General features: G+C 34.6%; 14 protein-coding genes. 5 read left to right on the forward strand and 9 right to left on the reverse strand.

The genetic code is table 11. The features are described 5' to 3' along the window. Positions 1-66 precede the first annotated feature (66 nt). From ACIQZ6_RS09220 to ACIQZ6_RS09235, 4 genes are all read right to left on the reverse strand, one after another. The gene (locus ACIQZ6_RS09220; RefSeq protein ID WP_395810382.1) at positions 67-1,260 is read right to left on the reverse strand and encodes a M14 metallopeptidase family protein; all 1,194 of its coding nucleotides are present in this window, start codon (positions 1,258-1,260) and stop codon (positions 67-69) included. 119 nt (positions 1,261-1,379) lie between these two features. Next, entirely contained in the window at positions 1,380-3,263 is a 1,884-nt protein-coding gene (gene htpG, locus ACIQZ6_RS09225) for a molecular chaperone HtpG (RefSeq protein WP_395810384.1), read from the reverse strand. A 283-nt stretch (positions 3,264-3,546) separates the two neighbouring features. After that, a complete protein-coding gene (locus tag ACIQZ6_RS09230) occupies positions 3,547-5,163 on the reverse strand; it encodes a peptide chain release factor 3 (RefSeq protein ID WP_395810406.1) in 1,617 nt (538 codons plus the stop codon). Between the two features lie 152 nt (positions 5,164-5,315). Beyond that, the gene (locus ACIQZ6_RS09235; RefSeq protein ID WP_395810386.1) at positions 5,316-6,260 is read right to left on the reverse strand and encodes a Smr/MutS family protein; all 945 of its coding nucleotides are present in this window, start codon (positions 6,258-6,260) and stop codon (positions 5,316-5,318) included. Between the two features lie 128 nt (positions 6,261-6,388). On the opposite strand from ACIQZ6_RS09235, the gene ACIQZ6_RS09240 reads away from it, so the two are divergent. The 3 genes from ACIQZ6_RS09240 (at position 6,389) to ACIQZ6_RS09250 (ending at position 8,702) form a co-directional block, all read left to right on the forward strand. Further along, positions 6,389-6,595, forward strand: coding sequence for a VF530 family DNA-binding protein (locus ACIQZ6_RS09240; RefSeq protein WP_395810388.1), 207 nt, complete (start codon positions 6,389-6,391; stop codon positions 6,593-6,595). Positions 6,596-6,688: 93 nt separating this feature from the next. Next, a complete protein-coding gene (locus ACIQZ6_RS09245) occupies positions 6,689-7,225 on the forward strand; it encodes a DUF3347 domain-containing protein (protein ID WP_395810390.1) in 537 nt (178 codons plus the stop codon). A 190-nt stretch (positions 7,226-7,415) separates the two neighbouring features. Then, entirely contained in the window at positions 7,416-8,702 is a 1,287-nt protein-coding gene (locus ACIQZ6_RS09250; protein WP_395810392.1) for a citrate synthase, read from the forward strand. A 289-nt stretch (positions 8,703-8,991) separates the two neighbouring features. Here ACIQZ6_RS09250 and ACIQZ6_RS09255 read toward each other — a convergent pair whose 3' ends face one another. The 4 genes from ACIQZ6_RS09255 to ACIQZ6_RS09270 all read right to left on the reverse strand — a co-directional run bounded on the left by ACIQZ6_RS09255 (position 8,992) and on the right by ACIQZ6_RS09270 (position 12,738). Then, positions 8,992-10,266: a NupC/NupG family nucleoside CNT transporter gene (locus ACIQZ6_RS09255; RefSeq protein ID WP_395810394.1), complete on the reverse strand. Its 1,275-nt coding sequence runs from the start codon at positions 10,264-10,266 to the stop codon at positions 8,992-8,994. A gap of 69 nt (positions 10,267-10,335) precedes the next feature. After that, positions 10,336-10,932 carry a bifunctional nuclease domain-containing protein gene (locus ACIQZ6_RS09260; protein WP_395810396.1) on the reverse strand — a complete coding sequence of 199 codons (597 nt, stop codon included), beginning with the start codon at positions 10,930-10,932 and terminating at the stop codon, positions 10,336-10,338. Positions 10,933-10,975: 43 nt separating this feature from the next. After that, positions 10,976-11,953 (reverse strand): electron transfer flavoprotein subunit alpha/FixB family protein, encoded by a 978-nt coding sequence (locus ACIQZ6_RS09265; RefSeq protein ID WP_395810398.1) that lies wholly within the window; start codon positions 11,951-11,953, stop codon positions 10,976-10,978. Between the two features lie 47 nt (positions 11,954-12,000). Next, complete coding sequence (locus ACIQZ6_RS09270; protein WP_395810400.1) at positions 12,001-12,738, reverse strand: electron transfer flavoprotein subunit beta/FixA family protein; 738 nt, start codon at positions 12,736-12,738, stop codon at positions 12,001-12,003. A 45-nt stretch (positions 12,739-12,783) separates the two neighbouring features. Here ACIQZ6_RS09270 and ACIQZ6_RS09275 point away from each other — a divergent pair, with 45 nt between their 5' ends. Beyond that, a complete protein-coding gene (locus ACIQZ6_RS09275; protein WP_395810402.1) occupies positions 12,784-13,119 on the forward strand; it encodes a tetratricopeptide repeat protein in 336 nt (111 codons plus the stop codon). 5 nt (positions 13,120-13,124) lie between these two features. After that, positions 13,125-14,327 carry a chromate efflux transporter gene (gene chrA, locus ACIQZ6_RS09280; RefSeq protein ID WP_395810404.1) on the forward strand — a complete coding sequence of 401 codons (1,203 nt, stop codon included), beginning with the start codon at positions 13,125-13,127 and terminating at the stop codon, positions 14,325-14,327. A gap of 28 nt (positions 14,328-14,355) precedes the next feature. Here the strand turns inward: chrA and dnaB are convergent, their stop codons facing one another. Continuing rightward, positions 14,356-15,921, reverse strand: coding sequence for a replicative DNA helicase (gene dnaB, locus ACIQZ6_RS09285; RefSeq protein WP_395810408.1), 1,566 nt, complete (start codon positions 15,919-15,921; stop codon positions 14,356-14,358). Positions 15,922-15,955: the final 34 nt, after the last annotated feature.

Consider the following 15,955-nt stretch of genomic DNA (forward strand, 5'->3'; position numbering starts at 1 on the left):
ATACTCAATACTCACTACTCAATACTCACTACTCAATACTCACTACTCAATACTCACTACTCATATCTAATTAGTTAAAACCCCATTCTTAATTGAAATTACTTGCTGCTTTCCATCATGTACAATTAAATCTGCGGGTTCATCAATCTTTAGATTTTTTATTTCAGTGATACTATATAATTCACAATTGAATTCTTGATAGCTAAAGTATTGAGATAAATCGCCCAATTCATTCATCACATAGGTAATACTTACTGAATTTAAGTCATCATTGATCTTTTCAACAGCAACTAAACCTATGTCTGTTAGGTAAGGAATTCCATTTCTTTGAAGCTTACAATTTCTTAATAATAGATCAAAATGTAGTTTTTTATTCTCTGGAATTATAAAATATTCTTTATCCTCAACATTGAGGTATGATTCGTTCGCAATACTTACTAATCCGGCAAGAATTGCTTTAAAATACATTTTACGGATATACTGTTTCTCTGGATCATTGTAAAAACCTCCAGCTTCAATCAGGATGGTACTTGTTCCGGCTGCCTGAAAATTATCTCCAAAAGCGCGTGGTTCATATTCATCGTTAAATCGACCAACACAACCAGGTATATTTTTTTGTAACGCTGCATTCATTAATGCAATAACCTGCATTGCTTTTTGACGTACAGAATTGATACTTAGTTCTTTATCATATGCAGGCGCCAGCAAGGATATTGTTGCGGGCTTACCAGATTTGCCTGCAGACCATAAAGTACTCTGATCGTGTAAATTAAAACCAAAATGAGGATGAATAACATCTCTTAATTTGCGCAATAATCTACCTTCAGGACTTTGTTGCTTATGGAAGTCGCGGTTAATATCAATTTCCATTGCGTTTCTTCTGGTAAAAATTTCAGCACCGTCAGGATTAAGCATTGGTAAAATATACAGTGTACAGTTTTTATCTAGTGAATCTATGATTTCTTTATAGAGTCTATTTTGCGATAAAAAATTTAGGAGATCAATTAATGCCATCGTGGCTGTAGCTTCATTACCATGCATCTGACTCCACAAAAACACTTTGCAAGGTCCATTTCCCCATTTGATCAAATGGATTGAACGACCCATGGTTGAAAGTCCAGCCTCTTCAATACTGAAACCCTCCTTATTACTGATTGAATCTAACAATTCACCTATCAGGTTATGTTTGAAAAATCGGTCTTTTATCTGAATTTCTTCAAACGATTGATAATTTTCAAGGAGTTTATCAAGCAGATTCATGGCTCTAAATTAATATTTAGAGTTTGAATATTAGTTTTAAAATGAATTTCATTTTGGCATATACAAAAAATACCCTCCCAAAACTGGAAGGGTATTTATCTTTATTGAAAATAATTTGATTAGATCAGGCTAACGCTTCTGTTAACAAATTCTGTTAATTCAGCACCGGTAAGCATTCCCTGCGAAAGAAGTGCCAAATCAAATGCTTGTTTTGCAAGTTGTAATTGTTCAGTTTCATCACTGCTTTGCAAAATTTTTCCAATCAGTTTATGATTACCGTTTATTGCTACGTTATAGTTATCAGGAAGATTTCCATAAAAGCCCATTCCACCGCCCATTTTAGACATATCCTTCATTCTTCGCATGAATTCATCCATGGTTACGATCACTGGAAGCTCATCAGGGTTAAGGCTTTCAACTTCTACACGCATATTCGGTTTTATGATAGCTTTCTCAAAGATTGATTTTACTTTGACTTTTTCATCATCATTTAGCACGTGTACAGTGGTATCTTCTTTACTGATTATTTTATCAGCTACATCAGCATCAACACGTTTTAAAGATGTTTTTTCAAGTTTTTGCTCCAGCTGGCTAATGAAATGAGTATCAATAGGAGAGTTCATCAGTAAAACATCATATCCCTTTTTATTGGCTGATTGTATGAATGTATCTTGTTTATCAGCATCAGTAGCATAGAGGTAAACTAATGAATCGTCTTTATCAGTTTGAATTGATTTTACTTTTTCTTTATACTCATCAAGAGTGAAATACTCACTTTTTGTATTATTAAGTAAAACGAAATCTTTACCCTTATCATAGAATTTCTCTTCGCTGATCATTCCATATTTTACAAATAAACCAATATCGCTCCATTTTTCTTCATAAGCTTTACGATCATTTTTGAAAAGAGAGGCAAGTTTATCTGCAACTTTTTTGGTGATATAGCTATTGATCTTTTTTACCGCACTATCGGCCTGTAAAAAGCTTCTTGATACGTTTAGCGGGATATCAGGTGAATCAATCACGCCATGCAAAAGCATTAAGAATTCAGGAACAACATCTTTTACTTCATCGGTAATAAATACTTGTCTAGAAAATAATTTGATCTTATTTCTTTGAATTTCAAACTCATTTTTAACCTTAGGAAAATACAAAACACCCGTCAGGTTGAAAGGGTAGTCAACATTCAAATGTATCCAGAACAGAGGATCTTCAGAGAAAGGATATAATTCTTTGTAAAAGGCAAGATAATCGTCGTCTTTTAATTCAGAAGGTGATTTTGTCCAAATAGGACTTGTATTATTGATGATATTATCAACTTCTATTGATTTGTACTTAGGTTTACCTTCTTTATCTGTACCATCTTCTTGTTGCTCAGATTTTGATCCAAATTGAACCGGAACTGGTAAGAATTTGCAATATTTTTCAAGAATGTCTCCAAGCTTAGCTTTATTAAGGAACTCTTTTGATTCTTTATTTACATGAAGGATGATATCAGATCCTCTTGTGCTACGCGTTCCAGTGCTTATTTCAAATTCTGTACTTCCGTCACATATCCAACGTGCTGGCTCAGCACCTTCCTGGAAAGATAATGTTTGTATTTCAACCTGGTCTGCAACCATAAAGGCAGAATAAAAGCCAAGGCCAAACTTCCCAATGATCTCATTGGCGTCTTTTGCATCCTTAAACTTCTCTACAAATTCAGTGGCACCAGAAAAGGCAATCTGATTAATGTATTTTTTAATTTCTTCAGCAGTCATTCCTAAACCATTGTCAGAAATGGTGATCGTTTTTTTCTTTTCGTCGAACGAAACGGAAACTTTTAACTCGCCGAGGTCTCCATTGTATTCACCAAGTGAGGATAGGCGTTTGATTTTTTGAGTAGCATCCACTGCATTTGCAACTAGCTCTCTGAGGAAGATCTCGTTATCAGAGTATAAAAATTTCTTAATGATTGGAAAAATGTTCTCGGTGTGAATCGAAATGGTTCCTTTTTCTTGCATCTTATTAATTTGTTTGGTTATCTGGGCTATTATCTCAATACTTATTCCAAAAGAAAATTATGTCAATTTGACACCCTAAACGTATCGTTTGACAAAATATCAAGGAATTAAATCAAGTTTAACAATAGGGTAATTATGTGCTCAGGCTTATTTTTGACGTTTATGGCAGAATCGTTGTATATTTTATTAATGGCTAATTATTCTACTCTTACTGTTAAGCCTTTATAAATCTATTGCCTGAATTATAGAGGAGGATATACTAAAACTACAACCCAGCATTTCTTTAATCCATAGAGTTATTTAAGGCTTTATCCTTATGCCTATTAAACTCGGAAGTACCATGGAATTCAACCTCGGGAAAATCACGTTTAGCAAGGTTTAGAGTCCAATCGTTATCGGCAAGAAATACAGGATTTCCATCTTTATCAGTTGCTATATGATGATGCCTGCGTTGTATTATTTCATTTATATTTTTCTTATCCTTTGAGGTTAGCCAACTTGATTTTCTGAATGTTAATGGCCTAAAAGCACATTTTGCTCCATATTCATGCTGCAGACGGAATACGATTACCTCATATTGAAGTTCACCAACAGTACCAATTATTTTTCTATTACCCGGTTGTTGTACAAAAAGCTGTGCTACACCTTCTTCGGTTAGCTGTTGGAGGCCCTTCTCTAACTGTTTTGATTTTAAAGGATCTCTATTTTCAACTTCTTTGAATATCTCAGGAGAGAAGCTGGGAATTCCTTTAAATTGTAATTCTTCACCTTCAGTTAAGGTATCACCAATTTTGAAATTTCCGCTATCATATAATCCTACTACATCACCCGGCCAGGCCTCTTCGACCAAACTTTTTTCATTGGCCATGAAGTCAACAGGGTTAGAGAACTTAAGCTTTTTATCCGATCGAGTATGATAGTAAAATTTATTACGTTCAAATTTTCCTGAACATATTCTAAGAAATGCAATTCTATCACGGTGGTTTGGATCTAGATTGGCATGTATTTTAAATACAAAACCTGTAAAATTCTTCTCATTTGCCAAAACCATGCGCTCATTAGCTTCCCTGTTTTTTGGACTTGGAGCAATAGAAACAAACGTATCAAGTAATTCTCTTATACCAAAGTTGTTGATAGCACTTCCAAAAAACACAGGGGCAAGAAGGCCTTCAAGGTAAAGATCATTGTCAAGCTTTCCATAAACACCATCCACTAATTCAAGGTCATCCTGAAGAGTTTTCAGCTCTTTAGGTTGCAGAAACTTTGTTAAAAGCGGATCATCAAGGTCATTAACCTGAATAACAGGCTCAGAAATTTTTGATTTATCTGGTTTAAACAGATTCAACTGTTTATCGAATATATTATAAACACCTTTAAAGTTATGGCCCTGACCAATTGGCCATGATAGCGGACAAACGCTGATATTCAAATTATTTTCAAGCTCATCAAGTAGGTCAAATGTGTCTTTTCCTTCTCGATCAAGCTTATTTACAAAAATAATTACTGGTGTATTCCTCATGCGGCATACATCCATCAGTTTTTGTGTTTGCTCCTCTACACCTTTTACGCTATCAACTACCAGAATAACACTGTCAACAGCTGATAATGTTCTGTAGGTGTCTTCGGCAAAGTCTTTATGTCCGGGAGTATCCAGTATATTAATTCTTTTTCCATTATACTCAAAACCCATTACTGAGGTAGCAACAGAAATTCCTCTCTGTTTCTCAATTTCCATAAAATCTGAAGTGCTGCTTTGATTTGCCTTATTTCTCTTGACAGTACCCGCGGTATTAATTGCACCACCAAACAGAAGAAATTTTTCTGTTAGTGTTGTCTTTCCAGCATCTGGGTGACTTATAATAGCAAATGTTTTTCTTTTTTCAATTTCAGGATGGAGCATCATAGTATCGGAAGGTCGGATCGTTTTTGAATTAGCAGAAAAGTTTTAGGTAATTCTGAAATATCTCAGTATCCTTAACATTTTACAAAGGTAATAAAATTGATTTAAACGCTGAAAAGCTCTATAAGGTGGTATGAAAATAATTATTAATACTATTTCAGTACAATCTCAGTAGCGCCGTAACCAAATTTTTCTTTATGTGCATCCATAAATGTTTTTACCTGTGGGTGTTTAGAAATAATCTTATGTATTTCATTTCTAAGTGTACCGTTACCGGTGCCATGTATAAAAATTATAGACTGAAGTTTATGAACTATCGCTGCATCAAGATTCTTTTTGAAATGGTTTAATTGAATATCCAGGATTTCAGAATTTTTTAAAAATTGATGGTCATCACGTATTTTTTCTATGTGCAGATCTACTTCTTTTCCTGGATTAGGAATCTCAATTTTTTCGGAAGATGGTCTAAAAAAGCTCTCTTTTAATTTTTGTGGATCAATTAGCGGAACTTCAGAATCAATTTGTATCATCCAGGCTTCTTTACCTAGTATTGCATCATGCTTTTTGGTTCCTGAAAAATCTTTGGCTTTGAATTTTTCTGAAAACAGGATAGGCTTTTTTATTTCATGTTTACCGGAAGTATGCAATAAAACCTGCAAATTAAATTTGGGCCATAGGTCGAGTTCATTTAATGAGGCTGAATATAAGTGAACCATTGCTCCAGGATTGACTTGCCCCGAGCATTCGCCGTTAAATTCTTGGTTTCTTTCTGTGTTTAAAGTGAATAATATTTGGAATGAGCTTGCATTAATAAGATTGAAATGTACCACTGAACCAACCCGCTTGTCATCAGTAATACCAATAAATATCCCATTTGAGATGAATTGATCAGGGCGTTTTAGGGTTGAATCTTCAATTGCCTCTAAAGCTGTGAAATCACTTTTTCCATGTACCCGTGTAACCTGACTTGCTAATACTGGAATTTCAAATCCGTCATCATCTGTGACAGCAATCGTGTTTTCATCAATTATCCGCGTAATAAAACCTTCTCTTCGTTCATTTACAAAACGAACAAATTCACCTAATTTATAATTCATATTCATTGGTTTGTACAGATAGAACACAAATCTATTAAAATTAGCTGCCTTAAATCTATTTAAATATCGATTTAGCGATAAAATCCAGGACAGCTTCCTACATTTGTACTAATTTTAATTCATACATTATGAGTAATGATCCTTTGCATGGTAAAACTTTAGAAATGATACTTGTTAATCTAGTTGAATTTTATGGTTGGGAAAAATTAGGCACATTGATCAAGATAAATTGTTTTATCGATAGCCCAAGTGTCAGTTCTAGTTTGAAATTTTTAAGGAAAACAGATTGGGCTCGTAAAAAAGTGGAGGATTTGTATTTGAAAACTAATAAATAGTATTGATCTTTCGCTAATCTTGCCATTTATATTCATCTTTTAATTCAATTCATTGCTTGAAATTCATGATATTTGAAAACCTAAATTTTTACCATGTATAAAATTAAATTAGTTGCATCGGCTTTCTTTTTAATTACTGCCTATACCTCTTGTACTCAAACTCAAAAACCCACAGAAGTTATAGCAACAGATTCAACTTCTGTAGCAGTAACTGTGCCTATTGAACTGAAAGATGTTAACTCTGATCTTGCCTACGATCAATATTTACATTTAAAAAATGTACTTGTTTTATCTGATTCAACTCAGGCTCAGAGTGCTGCAAAAGAACTTTCTGGTACACTTGTTAAAATTTCAGGTTCTGAAAATAGCACTAAACTGGCCTATGAAATGGCTTCAGAGGTTTCTTTATCTAAACAAAGAACTATTTTCACTACTCTTAGTGTAGAATTGATTACGATGTTTAAAAAAGCAGAAATTGCTTCAGGAAGCATGTTTGTTCAATATTGCCCTATGGCCAATGATGGTGAGGGAGGCTATTGGTTGGCATCAGAAACTGAAATAAGAAATCCTTATTATGGCGATGAAATGCTTAATTGTGGGGAAGTAAAAGAAACTATTTCTAAAAAATAATTTGTCTTTTATCAAACTATTAATTACTCGATAGATAAAATTCTGGCTTGTATTTACTGATACATCTAGTCAATTTTGATATAAAATGATTTGATTTAAATTTTTTAACAAAAATATTGCAATTCCTTGTTAAAAAATTAGCCGAAATTGAGCTTATTTATTAGTTTTGTCTATTATATTTCAAATTATTATGTCAGAATCAGCATCCTTAATAATAGGAGAAAAAACTTACGAACTACCAATAATTACAGGTACTGAAGGCGAAAAGGCCATCGATATTTCAAAATTACGCGATGCAAGCGGATACATAACTCTTGATTCTGGATATAAAAACACAGGAGCAACTAAAAGTGCAATCACTTATTTAGATGGTGAAGAAGGGATTTTAAAATATAGAGGTTACGGTATCGAAGAATTGGCTGAGAAATCAACTTTTATTGAAGTTGCTTATCTATTGATTTATGGAAATCTTCCCAATCAAACTCAGTTAAATGCTTTTCAGTCTGATATTTCTAGACATACGCTGATTCATGAAGACATGAAGAAATTTTTTGATGGTTTTCCATCAAAATCGCATCCAATGGGGCAATTATCTTCGCTGATTTGCTCATTATCATCATTCTACCCTGAATCTTTAAATTCTAAACAAACTGCAGAAGAACAAAATTTAACAATTATAAAACTTCTTGCCAAAATGACTACTGTTGTTTCTTGGATATACAAGAAATCTTTAGGTCATCCAATAATTTATCCTCAGAATAATCTTGATTACGTTAGTAATTTCTTAAACATGACTTTTGGTCAGCGTACTGAACTAATAGAAATTGACCCTGTTATTGTTAAAGCTATGAATGTATTATTTATACTTCATGCAGATCATGAACAGAATTGCTCAACCTCTACGGTTCGTATTGTTGGATCATCAGAATGTAATTTATACGCTTCTATTTCAGCAGGTATTTCGGCTTTATGGGGCCCATTGCATGGTGGTGCTAATCAGGCAGTTATAGAGATGCTAGAGCAAATTAAGAATGATGGCGGTGATACCGATAAATGGATTAATAAAGCAAAAGATAAAAACGATGGCTTCCGATTGATGGGATTTGGTCATCGTGTTTATAAGAATTTTGATCCGCGAGCTAAAATCATTAAAAAGGCTTGTGATGATATCCTTGAGAAATTAGGTATTAATGACCCTGTATTAGAAATTGCTAAGAAACTTGAGGAGGCAGCACTTAATGATCCATACTTTGTAGAACGTAAGCTTTATCCAAACGTTGATTTCTACTCAGGAATTATTTATCGTGCTTTGGGATTTCCAACCGATATGTTTACCGTTTTATTTGCCCTTGGTCGTTTACCTGGGTGGATTGCCCAGTGGAAAGAAATGCACGAAAACAAAGAACCAATTGGAAGGCCAAGACAGATATATACAGGCGAAACGGTTCGAACTTATGTAGATATAAAGAAGCGTTAATTCGCTACTAAAATTATAGAAGAACTCCTTGGACTATATCCACAGGAGTTTTTTTTTGAACAGAAGTGTTCAGATTTATTAAATGTGAATTCGACATAGTATTTGAAACCACATAGACACATAGTATTATACACCCTCCAAACTTTATTTTAGACAAAGGTGGCATTGGAGTTTCGCTTCAAACTATGCGTTTTACAATCTATGTTTCCTTTAAACTTATTGCAGGTCAATCTATGTGTTTAGATATAAAACTTTGAATAGTTTTTAAAGAACTCAGGTTAATTTAATGCTACATCAAAATACCTGCTATCGTTGCAGACAGGTAGGAGGCAAGTGTGCCGCAAATTAATGCTCTCATTCCTAGTTTGGCAAGATCAGTTCTTCTTTCTGGAGATAATTCACCTATTCCGCCAACTTGTATTGCTATAGAACTAAAATTTGCGAATCCGCATAATGCGAAACTGGTTATCAGAATTGTTTTTGGATCTAATGTTTCTTTGATTTTTGCCAGGTCAAGATAGGCTACAAACTCATTGATTACCATTTTTGTTCCCATCAAAGATCCTGCTACCTGAATATCCTTTCCCGGAACCCCCATGGCATATGCAAATACTGAAAAAACAGTTCCAAGTATTTGATTTAAACTAAGCGTTTGAAGGTTAATTCCAATAAATGAAAGCGACATTCCAAGACTACTTAATCCTAATCCAATCTTTCCTAGTACAAAGTCTACCAGTGCAATAATGGCAATAAAGCCAATCAACATAGCCACTACATTTAACCCAACCTTTAATCCATCACTTGCACCATGCGAAATAGCATCAACCAGATTGGCATTGGTTTTTTTAATCTCTAATGAAACCGTTCCTTTTGTTTCTGATATTTCAGTTTCTGGCCAAACTATTTTGGAAATTACCAGTGCAGCTGGCGCAGCCATCAGACTCGCAGCAATCAGATATTCTGCCTGAACACCCATGGCAATATATACCGCCATTACACCTCCTGCAATACAGGCCATACTGCCGGTCATAGAAGCTAATAGTTCAGACATGGTCATTCCTTTTAAATAGGGCTTTATCATTATCTGAGCTTCTACCTGTCCTACAAAGGCACTGGCAACGTTTGATAAAGCTTCAGAGCCTGAAACGCCCATTAATTTGTAAACTATCATTGCGATAAATTTTACTAGGCGCTGCATGATTCCGAGATAATAGGCAACGCTCACCAAAACCGCAACAAAAATTATTGTTGGAATAATATTAAAGAAAAAAATAAATTCGTTTCCGCTACCAAATGCTTTTCCCATATTCTCCGAATTAACTAATGGGCCAAAAACAAATTCAGCTCCTTTCTGAGAAAAGTTTAAGATTTTAGTAACCGCATCTCCAATCCATGAAAAAATTGTCTTTCCTAATGGTATTTTTAAAATAAAGACAGCAAGAGATAACTGAATTGCTATGCCTGATAATACCAGCCTATAGTTAATCGCTTTTCTGTTATTAGACATTAAAAAGGCGATACCAAAAATTAATACTATGCCAATCAGGCCGGTAAATCTCTCCATACAGATTAATAATAGATTAATTGTGAAATTTAGGAATAAGAATTAGAAATAAAACTTTTAGAATTAAATTCATGAAGATTTTCGCCTTGATAGTTCATCGCGAATATTTGCAGCTTTCTCATAAGCTTCGTCTGCAAGTGCATCCTTTAATTTGATTTTCAGTTCCTCTTCAGAAAGAGAACTGTAATTTAATGTTGTATTAACTGCTTTTTCTTCAGTTGCTGGCTCAATATTTTCAAGAAAAACAAATTCATTGCCTTCTATGACAATTCCAGCAGATGCTAAGATAAATTCATAGGTATAAATAGGGCATTCAAACCGTACGGCTAAGGCAATAGCATCAGAAGTTCTTGCATCAATTTCATTTGTTTTTTTACCATCCGAACAAATCAATTTGGCATAAAATATGCCTTCAACTAGGTTGTAAATGATTATTTCTTGAATATTTATATTATAATTTCCAGCTAATGATTTGAATAAATCATGGGTAAGAGGCCTGCTAGGAGTCATTTTTTCAATTTCAATCGCAATTGCCTGTGCTTCAAAACTTCCTATTATAATTGGCAATCTTCTTCGCCCATTTAGCTCACCTAGAACTAATGCATATGCCCCTGACTGAGTTTGACTATAGGATAAGCCTACAATATCTAGTTTAATTTTTTTCATAAAATAAGCCTATTGGGTTATGAAATCAATAAATTCAAAAAAATCAAGAATGAGCTTTATATGCCTTAATAGCGTTAATCAGCTTAGGTAAAATTTCAAAAGCATCACCTACAATTCCATAATCAGCTACTTTAAAAAATGGTGCTTCCGGGTCTTTATTGATAACTACTATTGTTTTTGAAGAACTTACTCCTGCAAGATGCTGAATTGCTCCTGAAATGCCAATAGCAATATATAAGTTTGGACTAACAGCAATCCCGGTCTGTCCAACATGTTCTTCATGTGGTCGCCAACCTGCATCAGAAACCGGTTTAGAACAAGCAGTAGCTGCTCCGAGTACCTGAGCAAGTTCCTCGATCATGGCCCAGTTTTCAGGCCCTTTCATGCCCCGACCAGCAGAAACAACTAGTTCAGCATCAGGTAAAGCTATTTTATCACTTGCCCTAACTATTTCAGAAACCATAGTTCTAAAATCTGATTCCTTGAATTCAGGTTTAAAATCTTCAACTTTAGCTGATAATCCACCTTCTTTAAGCTGATACGAGTTAGGACTTAAAGCAATTATGCTTATAGCAGATTTTAATTCAACTGTGGCAAATGCTTTTCCAGAAAATGCAGTTTTTTTAACTGAAAATATGTTATTATCAGTTTTTGGAAGTTCAACTGCAGCGTCTACAAGGCCTGCTTTTAGTTTTACTGCAATACGTGGTGAAAGACCTTTGCCTGTAAAAGAGTTGGCTAAAACAACAACAGTTGCTGATTCTTTTGTTGCTGCATCTGCAATTACAGATGCATATGCCTGGTTTACAAAGGTTTTTAATTTTTCTGTGCTTACATTTAAAACCTTTATTGCTCCATATTTACCTAGGTTGCTTAAATCATCCTGATTTACATTGCCAATAGAAATAGCAATTAATTCTGTTTTTAAAAGTTCAGCAATAGCTGCGGCGTATGAAACTACTTCGAAAGTAGATTTTTTAAACTTGCCATCTGCATTTTCAACATATACTAAAACTGACATATTTATGAGTTAAGCCCTAAAAAGGGATATGAATTTTTGAATTGTATTTAAATTACTTTTGCTTCTGTATGCAAGAGCTCAATCAGTTTTTCGGGATCATCCTGCGAAAGCAGAGTTACTGAACCTCTTGGAGCCGGTACACTATACGATTTGAAAGTAATTAATTGAGCAATCTCAATTGCTTCTACAACTTCAAGCGGTTTAGTCCTGGCAGACATTATTCCACGCATATTTGGTATTTTAGGTTCAGCTACACCTTCAGCGCAACTAGCTACGAAAGGAAAACTTACAGTTAAATGTTCTTTTCCGCCTTCTATTTCACGAACAATAGTTGCCCGATTAGCTTCAACATCAAGTTTTTTGATGATTGAAATGGAAGGTATATCTAGAAATTCACCTAGCATGGCAGCCATCTGTGAGCCATTATAATCAATTGATTCACGACCAGTAAGAATGATATCAAAGCCATTATCTTTTGCATAATTTGCAATTTGAGCAGATACAAAATAAGAATCTCTGGCTGATGCGTTAATTCGAACAGCATCATCTGCACCAAGTGCAAGGGCTTTTCGAATCGTTGGTTCAGAACTGATTTCTCCAACATGAATAACAGTTACTGTGCCTTGACCTCCTTCAGCTAATTCAATAGCTCTTGCTAAAGCAATTTCATCATAGGGGTTTAATATAAATTGAACACCTGCAGTATTGAATTGTGTATTATCGCTGTTAAACGTTATTTTTGCTGTTGTATCGGGGACATTACTGACACAAACTAATATTTTCATATAGATTTCTCTTTTTACAAATCTACTTAAAAAAGATAAAATATAATGCATCATATACGTTTACAAAAGCTCTTGGATTTTCTAAATAACGAACCTGATGATCCTTTTTTGAAATATGCGCTGGCAACCGAATATTTGAGTCAGAATGATTTAAATAAGGCTCTTTTTTATTTTGAAGATCTTTTAAACAAACATCCTGATTACGTTGGAACTTACTACCACGCAGGTAAATTATTTGAGCGGCTTGACAGAAAATCTGAAGCTATATTTGTTTATCAAAGGGGAATGGAAATAGCAAGAAAAGCTGGTGATAATCATGCTTACTCTGAATTACAGACCGTTTTCAATTCAGCCTCCGGTTTAGATTATGAAGACGATTAAATACGATGTGGAGTAAACGCCAACTTATTTTTCTTTATGATGTAATTTGGTTTACCCTTACTGCATTTGGCGGTGCACAAGCCCATGTAGGCATGATGCTTAAAAACTTCGTCAATAAACGTAAGTATATTTCTGAAACTGAATTATTAGAGCTGAATGCTTTAACTCAGATTCTTCCGGGTCCATCTTCAACCCAAACGCTAGTTGGTATTGCATATAAAGTAGGTGGTTTACCAATGGCAATAACTGCGTTTTTTATTTGGATTTTACCTTCAACGGCACTGATGTCTTTGGCAGTACTAAGCTATACTGTATTAGGTCAGAAGGAGAAATTTGATGCTATTTTGGAGTTTATTCAGCCTATTGCAGTTGGAATTGTAGCTTATGCAGCCTTCTCATTTGCTGGCACAATTTTAAAATCATCGACATCAATATGGCTTGCTGCTGGATCTCTATTTGCCACTTTGCTTCTTAGAAATGCCTATGCTTTCCCAATATTAATACTTATAGGTGGGATTGTTTCATCAACTGTTGAAACAGCAATTGAGGAAAATAACCTAAGATTTAAGCTTTTTTCTAATATTAACCCTCGCAAAATAGGCTATTTTTTAGGTGTATTATTGCTTTTTGCGGGTTTAGGTGCACTTATAAATCGTACATCTCCTTTTAGTTTACCCATTCGTTTATTCGAAAATTTTTACAGGAATGGTATCATGATATTTGGTGGGGGACAGGTACTTATTCCTTTTATGTATACCGAATTTGTGGAGATGAAGGGATATCTTAGTTCTGATCAGTTTTTATCAGGATACGCCTTTCAACAGGCTTTACCGGGGCCAACCTTTTCATTTACCTCATTTGTTGGAGGTATGACACTGAAAAATGCAGGATTTAATATATATGGGCAAATAATGGGTAGTATGATTGCAGTTTTGGGCATCAATTTGCCAGGGCTAATCCTCATTCTTTTTATTGTTCCTTTCTGGAATGATTTGAAAAAGATAACCCGGATTAAAAATTCTCTTTCAGGTATTAATGCAGTTTCTGTAGGTTTTATGGGTGCTGCATTTCTATTGTTATTGCAGCCAGTAGGAATAAACTTCTTTTCAATCGGTTTGATTAGTATAACTTTTTTAGTATTGGTTTTTACCAAGATCAAAACACCATTATTAATTCTAGCGGGTGTTTTACTTGGGCTGTTTATTTAAGATAAACGCACAATTATTTTATCAAGAATTAAAAGGGTGGCTCCTCATCTATATCGTCCATTCTGGATGGTCGAATAATGAAGTTATTAGGTTTTTCAAAGTCTTGTGAAGGTGAAATACCAGCAAATGGATTTGGATTATTTCCTGAAGGGCTACTGAAATCTTCTTCAAGGTCAACAAATTTTACAAATTTTCCGATAAATCGAAGTGGAACTGTACCAGTTTCACCGTTTCTGTGCTTAGCAATTATTACTTCACCTATTCCAATAGTAGACCGGCCATTTTCATCCTCTGTAAGACCATAATATTCAGGACGATATAAGAATAAAACCATATCTGCATCTTGTTCAATAGAACCAGATTCCCTTAGATCAGAGAGCATTGGCTTTTTACTGCCACCAGGACGATTTTCTACTGCACGGCTTAATTGTGAAAGTGCTATAACGGGTACATTTAGTTCTTTGGCAACTGATTTTAATGCTCTCGATATACTACCTATTTCTTGTTCACGATTACCACTTTTGCCATCACTTTTTCCGTGCATGAGCTGAAGGTAATCGATAATGATCATTTGAATATCGTATTGCGCTTTTAAACGCCTGCACTTAGCTCTGAATTCAAATATGTTTAAGGCTGGGGTATCGTCAATAAATAAGGGAGCCTCAGTTAGTTTGCCTATCTTGGAATGAAGCTGCTGCCATTCCCATTCTGCCAGATGACCTTTTCTTATTTTTTCTTGTTCTATTTCTGTTTCACCTGAAATCAAACGATTAACAAGTTGTACAGATGACATCTCTAAAGAAAAAAACACGACAGGTTTATTGAATTGTACCGCCGCATTTCTTGCACAACTTAGTACAAATGCAGTTTTTCCCATGGCAGGTCTTGCCGCAATAATCACAAGATCTGAGGGCTGCCATCCTGAGGTAATTCTGTCAAGAGCAGTAAATCCGGATGCTACACCTGTCAATCCATCTACTTTATCTTTAATTTTTTCTAAATTCTCTAATGATTCACGAATAATCTCATCCATTTTTCGGGAATCTCTTCGAAGATTATTTTGGGCAATGTCAAAAAGGTTCTTTTCTGCATGATCTAGCAGATCAAAAATGTCAGTAGTATCCTCATAGGCATTGGTAATTATTTCGGTAGAGATTCGAATTAGTTCACGCTGAATAAATTTTTGAGAAATAATTCGGGCATGGTATTCAATATTTGCTGCAGAGGCAACACGGTTTGTTAATTCAGTAATATAATATGCTCCACCAATCATTTCCAGTTCGCCCTGTTGACGTAATTGGGCAGTTACTGTTAGTATGTCAATAGGAGATGATTTTTGGAAAAGAATCTGAATGGCTTCAAAAATTTTTTGATGACTATCTTTGTAAAACACATCAGGTTTTAAGATGTCAATAACAGCAGAAAGGGCATCTTTTTCAAGCATTAAAGCACCAAGTACAGCTTCTTCAAGATCTAATGCTTGAGGTGGAAGTTTACCTAGCCCACTAGCCATGTTGCTTAGTTTGTTCCTTCGCTCAACAGAAAAAGTGTTTTTATTGGTTTTATTGTATTCCTGATCCTTTTCTAAACTCATAATAACAAAAGTATACAAAAAATGGAGCAGAAAT

The sequence above is a fragment of the Daejeonella sp. genome (assembly GCF_044348475.1).
Classification (GTDB): Bacteria; Bacteroidota; Bacteroidia; order Sphingobacteriales; family Sphingobacteriaceae; genus Daejeonella.

Bases quoted from the DNA above. Each gene is read 5' to 3' on its own strand.
- ACIQZ6_RS09260 (WP_395810396.1), bottom strand. From the start codon at position 10,932: ATGAAAAAAATTAAACTAGATATTGTAGGCTTATCCTATAGTCAAACT.
- ACIQZ6_RS09275 (WP_395810402.1), top strand. From the start codon at position 12,784: ATGCATCATATACGTTTACAAAAGCTCTTGGATTTTCTAAATAACGAA.
- dnaB (WP_395810408.1), bottom strand. From the start codon at position 15,921: ATGAGTTTAGAAAAGGATCAGGAATACAATAAAACCAATAAAAACACT.
- htpG (WP_395810384.1), bottom strand. From the start codon at position 3,263: ATGCAAGAAAAAGGAACCATTTCGATTCACACCGAGAACATTTTTCCA.
- ACIQZ6_RS09270 (WP_395810400.1), bottom strand. From the start codon at position 12,738: ATGAAAATATTAGTTTGTGTCAGTAATGTCCCCGATACAACAGCAAAA.
- ACIQZ6_RS09250 (WP_395810392.1), top strand. From the start codon at position 7,416: ATGTCAGAATCAGCATCCTTAATAATAGGAGAAAAAACTTACGAACTA.
- ACIQZ6_RS09255 (WP_395810394.1), bottom strand. From the start codon at position 10,266: ATGGAGAGATTTACCGGCCTGATTGGCATAGTATTAATTTTTGGTATC.
- chrA (WP_395810404.1), top strand. From the start codon at position 13,125: ATGTGGAGTAAACGCCAACTTATTTTTCTTTATGATGTAATTTGGTTT.
- ACIQZ6_RS09235 (WP_395810386.1), bottom strand. From the start codon at position 6,260: ATGAATTATAAATTAGGTGAATTTGTTCGTTTTGTAAATGAACGAAGA.
- ACIQZ6_RS09245 (WP_395810390.1), top strand. From the start codon at position 6,689: ATGTATAAAATTAAATTAGTTGCATCGGCTTTCTTTTTAATTACTGCC.
- ACIQZ6_RS09265 (WP_395810398.1), bottom strand. From the start codon at position 11,953: ATGTCAGTTTTAGTATATGTTGAAAATGCAGATGGCAAGTTTAAAAAA.
- ACIQZ6_RS09240 (WP_395810388.1), top strand. From the start codon at position 6,389: ATGAGTAATGATCCTTTGCATGGTAAAACTTTAGAAATGATACTTGTT.
- ACIQZ6_RS09220 (WP_395810382.1), bottom strand. From the start codon at position 1,260: ATGAATCTGCTTGATAAACTCCTTGAAAATTATCAATCGTTTGAAGAA.
- ACIQZ6_RS09230 (WP_395810406.1), bottom strand. From the start codon at position 5,163: ATGCTCCATCCTGAAATTGAAAAAAGAAAAACATTTGCTATTATAAGT.